General features: G+C 60.9%; 3 protein-coding genes. 2 read left to right on the top strand and 1 reads right to left on the bottom strand.

Features of this window, described 5'->3' with window-relative positions:
• Positions 1-34: 34 nt before the first annotated feature.
• Positions 35-1,024, bottom strand: a complete 990-nt coding sequence (locus C2E25_RS17215) for an ARPP-1 family domain-containing protein (protein WP_146033019.1) — start codon at positions 1,022-1,024, stop codon at positions 35-37.
• Between the two features lie 198 nt (positions 1,025-1,222).
• Between C2E25_RS17215 and C2E25_RS17210 the strand changes: the two genes are divergently transcribed.
• Together C2E25_RS17210 and C2E25_RS17205 are read left to right on the top strand one after the other, a co-directional pair.
• Entirely contained in the window at positions 1,223-2,752 is a 1,530-nt protein-coding gene (locus C2E25_RS17210) for a sigma-54 interaction domain-containing protein (protein WP_103116940.1), read from the top strand.
• Positions 2,753-2,797: 45 nt separating this feature from the next.
• Positions 2,798-6,172, top strand: a complete 3,375-nt coding sequence (locus C2E25_RS17205; protein WP_103116942.1) for a DEAD/DEAH box helicase family protein — start codon at positions 2,798-2,800, stop codon at positions 6,170-6,172.
• Positions 6,173-6,189: the final 17 nt, after the last annotated feature.

Here is a 6,189-nt window from a genome sequence, read left to right as displayed (position 1 = left end):
GGATATGCCCCGGCGGCTCCCCCCTCCATGACGCCTACATGGAATCCCTGAACTGACGGCGGTGGCTGAAGCTGGACATGCCGCCCTTGAAGGACTTCTCGTCGGCCTTGATGAAGGCGGAGAGGTGGATGACGGTGTTCAGGGCGATCAGGGCCGCGCCCTGCAGGTCGGGTCCGTCGAGACGGGCGTCATCTCCCACCCCTTCCGATTTCTGCACTTCGAGGGCGCAGCGGCCGATGCGTGACAGCAGGCTCTGCACCTCCCCGGGGTCGGGTTCCCGCCGGCCGTTCTCCTCCTCGCAGAGGGCATCCATGGCGTAGCTGCCGATCAGCTTGGGGAGCAGGTCGTTCATCGCCGGTCGATACGAAATGAAATCGAGACCGGCAAGCTTTCCTTCCAGGAAGACGGCGATGCCGTTGACGTCCCTGATGTCCGCAAAGGCGCGGACATATTTTTCCAGGTCCTCCTGCCGGGCTTCGTAGGCATCGCGCATGGCACCGGTCTCCGATGAGATGTCCAGGAGGCAGTGGAGGGTATCTACCCCCTCCCATACTTCACCCTGATCAGAGTGGAAAGATTGGTGTTCCCGGACGTTTTTCGAGACCGAAGCCTGTTTGCGCTGCCGAAGCGACTGGGCCATGACCACCTCCGAATCTTCGAACCGGCTGGTGGTGTAGTGCCAGCGCCCCTGCTCGGTGCAGCTGACCGGGACGGTACATTTGCTGCCCGGTGCGACTAGGATCGAGGTATTGAGGACCCGGTTCTGCTTGGCGCCGCGGATTTCCTCGCCGTCGAGCAGCAGGACGTGGAGTTCTCCCCGGTTGATCACCGAAAGCTCCGGGACCGAACCGGAGTCGCTGATCTCTTCCACCGTAAGCACCTCCTGGTCGAATCCCTGGCTCATGGTCAGGTACTTCGGCCCCGTTTCGTCAGGCCGTGACAGGGTTGCGACGCTCATCCTATCGCAGGTGTGCAGTTCATCGATCTGCAGGGTGTCGAGCAGGTTGCTGATCATTTCATCCATGGTCATATCCTTTCCTTTGGCGGGATCGTTGGTTGACCGGGGAGTAAAGAGCAATTCTGTTGCCAGGTTTGCAACCTGTTGTAAACAGGGAGAAATCGAAGGATTGTCCGGCCGGCAAGCCAGATCGATGAATAATGTTTGTTGTGATGTGGTAAGAAGTTTTATAGTCTGGCTTGAGCCTTTTTTCGGGAGAGAGCCATGAAGAAAATTCTGTTTGCCTGGGTCGGCATGAATGACATCAAGGCGGCGCGCGAGGACAAGGATGACAACCTCGGTCCGATTGCCAGGGTGGTGAGCGAGATTGCCTATCAGCGGCTGGTGCTGCTCAATAATTATGGCAAAGAGGAGAAGGTCCCCGATTACGTCGCGTGGTTGCAGAAGAAATGTTCGATGATGATTGATCTTGTGGATATTGACCTTGCCAGTCCCATCGATTTCGCCGCCATCTATGTGGCGGCGAAGAAGCAGGTTGAAAGGGTTTTTAAGGAAGAGAGGGGCCGGGTGGTGCCGGTTTTCCATCTCAGTCCCGGCACGCCGGCGATGCAGGCGGTCTGGATCATGCTCGGCAAGGGCCCCTTTGTCGAAGCCGAACTGATCCAGTCCTCCCGGGAGCAGGGGGTGCAGCGGGTCGAGATGCCCTTCGATATCTACGCGGAATACATTCCCGATATTCAGGCCGGAGCGGATCGCCGGTTGATGATGCTGGCCGACAGCGACACCCTTTACGAGTTGGATTTATCCGCTCTCATTCCCCGGCACGGCATCATCCATCAGTGCGGGGCCATGAAAACTCTGGTCGCGCAGGCCGAACAAGTGGCCGGACGGGATGTGCCGGTCCTGCTGGAGGGGGAGACGGGGACCGGCAAGGAGCTGTTTGCCCGGCATATTCATGCCGAGAGCCGCAGATCAAACAGGCCTTTTCTGCCGGTCAACTGCGGGGCGATTCCCAAAGACCTGTTCGAAGCGGAGTTCTTCGGTTACGCCAGGGGGGCCTTCTCCGGTGCCGTCAAGGACCATTCCGGCTATTTCGAACAGGCCGACGGCGGCACCCTGTTCCTGGATGAGTTGGGGGAGATGCCCCTCGACGCGCAGGTCAAGATCCTCAGGGTGTTGACTGACGGGGTGGTGCGACGGATCGGCGATCCCCGGGAGCGCCAGGTCGATGTCCGCATTATCGCCGCGACCAACCGGGATCTCCTGGCCGAGGTTGCCGCGGGGCGCTTCCGGGCCGACCTCTTCTATCGGCTGGCGGTGGCGATGCTCAAGCTGCCCCCGCTGCGGGAGCGCGAGGGGGATATCCATCTGCTGCTGGAACATATCCTCGGGCAGGTCAACCGTGAGTTGGGCAAGGAGCCGGGCTACAAACAGAAGAAATTTTCCATCAATGCAAAAAATCTTATGAAACGGCATCCCTGGCCGGGCAATGCCAGGGAGATGCACAACACCATCCTGCGGATCTGCGTCTGGTGTCAGAACGAGGTGATCCAGGAGGAGGATGTCCGCCGCGCACTTCTGCCTGGCATCACCGAGGATAAAGATGATATCCTGTCCAGGCCCCTGGGGGAGGGCTTCAATATCCAGGAATTACAAGCCTTTTTATCCTCCCATTATATCCGCAGGGCCCTTGAAGAAAGCGGCGGCAACAAGAGCAGGGCCGCCGCGCTGCTGGGGCTGAAAAACTACCAGACGCTCAACAACTGGATGGTGAAGTACGAGGTGGAACTCTAGCTGGCACGGGCGTTGCTCTAGCCGGGAGGCATGGACGCGGAACTCATGACATCACAAAACTTTGAATTCCTGCGGGAGGGATATTCCGAGTTGGCCGACCTCGGCGGTTTTGCCGAGACCTACCTGCACAGCGATCCGGCCAGCGCGGTGGCCAAGATGCGGCTCTTCGCCGAGCAGTTGGTGGCGCGCATCTACCAGATTCACCGCCTGCCCAGACCCTACCAGGCCAACTTTCTCGACCTGCTCAACAACGGCGCCTTCACCTCCATGGTGCCGCAGGTCATTCTCGACAAGATCCACCTGTTGCGCAAGATCGGCAACAAGGGTGTGCATGGCGATCCGGTGAGTGTCAGCGAGGCGGTTTCCAACCTCGACGAGTGCTTCGATCTGGCGCGCTGGTTCCATGTCTTTATTGCCCAGGGCGACCGCGACTCACTGCCGGTCTTCAGGCGCATCATGGCTGAGCCCGAAGACAGCAAGGGCAAGATCAAGAAGGAGAAGAAGGCCGCGCTGCAGAAGCTCAAAGCGCAGGAAGAGCGGATGCAGCAGCTGCTGGCCGAGCTTGAGGAGCAGCGAGCCGCGGTCCAGGTCGCCGAGAAGAGGGCCGAAGAACTGGCCGAACTGCTCGTTTCCGGCCAGCAGGTTGCCGACGCCCTGGAGCTGGACGAAGAAGCGACCCGCCAGCGGCTGATCGACGTGCAGCTGGCCGAGGCCGGCTGGAAGGTCGGACCCAAGGGGGCGAGCACCGCCGAGGTCATTCAGGAGGAGGAAGTCCCCTACCAGCCGACCGACAGCGGCATCGGCTATGCCGACTACGTGCTGCGCGAAGACAACGGCAAGGCCCTGGCGGTGATCGAGGCCAAGCGCACCAGCAAGAATCCCGAAATCGGCCGCGAGCAGGCCCGGCTCTATGCCGACGGCATCGAGAAGCGGGAAGGGCAGCGTCCGGTCATCTTCTACACCAACGGCTACCAGACCTGGCTCTGGGATGACGCCCTCAACTATCCGCCGCGCCAGGTGTACGGCTTCTACTCCAGGGACAGCCTGCAGTACCTGGTGCAGCAGCGTGCTTTGCGGCAGTCCCTGTCGTCCCGCAACCCGCGTTCGCACATCACCTCCCGCCTCTACCAGATCGAGGCGATCAAGCGGATCTGCGAACGCTTCGACCAGGGCTACCGCAAGGGGCTGATCGTCCAGGCCACCGGCACCGGCAAGACCCGGGTCGCCGTCGCCCTGACCGACCTGCTGATCCAGACCGGCTGGGTCAAGCGGGTGCTGTTTCTCTGCGACCGGCGCGAGCTGCGCAAGCAGGCCAAGAACGCCTTTGACGAGTTCATCGACGAGCCGACCACCTACGTCACCGCCAGAACCGCCAGGGATCGCACCCAGCGGGTCTACTTCGCCACCTACCCGGCGATGCAGAAGATCTTCACCACCTTCGATGTCGGCTTCTTCGACCTGATCATCGCCGATGAATCGCACCGCTCGATCTACAACCGCTACCGCGAACTGTTTTTTCACTTCGACTGCCTGCAGGTCGGCCTCACCGCCACCCCGGTCGATTTCATCGCCCGCAACACCTACGCCCTGTTCGGCTGCGAAGAGAAGAATCCCACCGCCTACTATCCGCTGGAGCGGGCGGTCGAAGAGGGGCACCTGGTTCCCTACGAGGTCTACACCCACACCACCAACTTCCTGCGCAAGGGGATCAAGTATTCCCAGCTCACCGAGGAGCAGAAGCGCCAGCTGGAGGAGGATGGTGAAAATCCCGAGGATTTCGATATCGACAGCAGGGATGTCGACCGGCAGATCTTCAACAAGGAGACCAACCGGGCGATCCTGCGCAACCTGATGGAAAACGGCATCCGCGAGGCGACCGGCCAGCATCCCGGCAAGAGCATCATCTTCGCCCGTAGTCACGACCACGCGGTGCTGCTCGGCAAGCTGTTCGACGAGATGTATCCCCAGTACGGCGGCGCTTTCTGCAAGGTGATCGACAATTACGATCCGCGCGCCGAACAGCTCATCGACGATTTCAAGCAGACCGACGGCAGCAAGGAGCTGACCATCGCCATCTCGGTCGACATGCTCGACACCGGTATCGACGTGCCAGAGGTGGTCAACCTGGTCTTTGCTAAGCCGATCAGGTCGAAGGTCAAGTTCTGGCAGATGATCGGCCGGGGCACCCGCCTGTGCCGGGACCTGTTCGGCCCCGGCAAGCACAAGACCAAGTTCCGCATCTTCGACCACTGGGGCAACTTCGAGTACTTCGAGCAGAACAAGCCCGAGGCCGAGCCGCGCCCGACCAAGCCGCTGCTGCAGCAGATTTTCGAGGCGCGCCTGCTATTGGCCGAGACGGCGCTGGCCAAGGCCGAGCTGGATGCGTTCGGCATTGCCCGTGAGCTGATTGCCGGCGACCTCGCCGCGCTGCCGGAAAAGACCATTGCCGTGCGCGAAAAGTGGAAAGAGCTCGCCCGCGTCTCGCGCCCGGAGGTGCTCGACCAGTTCGCCCCGGTCACCCAGGTGATTCTGCGCGACGAGATCGCACCGTTGATGCAGTGGGTCAAGCTCGCCGGTTATGTCGACGCCTACCAGCTCGATCTGCTGATCGCCCAGCTGCAGGTCGAGAAGCTGCGCGGCAGCGGCCGCTTCGACGATCTGAAGGACAAGCTCCTCGACCGGGTCGCAAAGCTGCAGATGCACCTCAACCCGGTGCGCGAGAAGTTCGACACCATCAAGCGCGTCAAGACCCCGCAGTTCTGGGATTCTGCCGACATTGCCGCCCTCGAAGAGGTGCGCAGGGAGCTGCGCGGCATCATGCACCACCGCGAAAAGGAGACCGGCCCCGGCCGCCCGGAACCGAAGGTGATCGACATCAGCGACGGTGATATCGAGTTCGAACGGCGCAAAACCAACATCCGCGAAGTCGACATGACGGTCTACAAAAAGCAGGTCGAGGAGGCGCTGCGCGAGCATTTCGACACCAGCCCGACCCTGCAGAAGATCCGCAACGGGCAGCCGGTCAGCGAGGCCGATCTCAACAGCCTGGCTTCGCTGATCCTCACCCAGCATCCCGGGATCGATATCACCCTGCTCAAGGAGTTCTACGAGGAGGCCCAGCCCCTCGACTTCATCCTGCGCCGCATCATCGGTATGGAGGCCGAGGCGGTCAATCGGCGCTTCGAGCATTTCGTGCAGAAGTACCCTGGTCTCAGGGCCAACCAGGTGCTGTTTCTCAACATGCTCAAGAACCACATCAGCAAGCACGGCGCCATCGAGCTCGATCGCCTCTACGAACCCCCGTTCACCCACCTTGCCAGCGATGGCGTTGACGGCATCTTCAATGACGAGCAGCAGGTCGATGAGCTGCTGGTGATTCTCGATACGTTCAAACCTGAAGGAGTTAATACCCAGGCATGACCCGCAGTGACATGAAA

It is taken from the genome of Geothermobacter hydrogeniphilus (genome assembly GCF_002898515.1).
GTDB lineage: Bacteria > Desulfobacterota > Desulfuromonadia > Desulfuromonadales > Geothermobacteraceae > Geothermobacter_A.
The sequence above is the reverse complement of the archived record's forward strand: the minus strand, read 5'-3'. Positions and strand labels throughout refer to the sequence as shown.

Coding starts and splice junctions, on each gene's coding strand:
- C2E25_RS17205 (WP_103116942.1), top strand. CDS start 2,798: ATGACATCACAAAACTTTGAATTCCTGCGGGAGGGATATTCCGAGTTG.
- C2E25_RS17210 (WP_103116940.1), top strand. CDS start 1,223: ATGAAGAAAATTCTGTTTGCCTGGGTCGGCATGAATGACATCAAGGCG.
- C2E25_RS17215 (WP_146033019.1), bottom strand. CDS start 1,024: ATGGATGAAATGATCAGCAACCTGCTCGACACCCTGCAGATCGATGAA.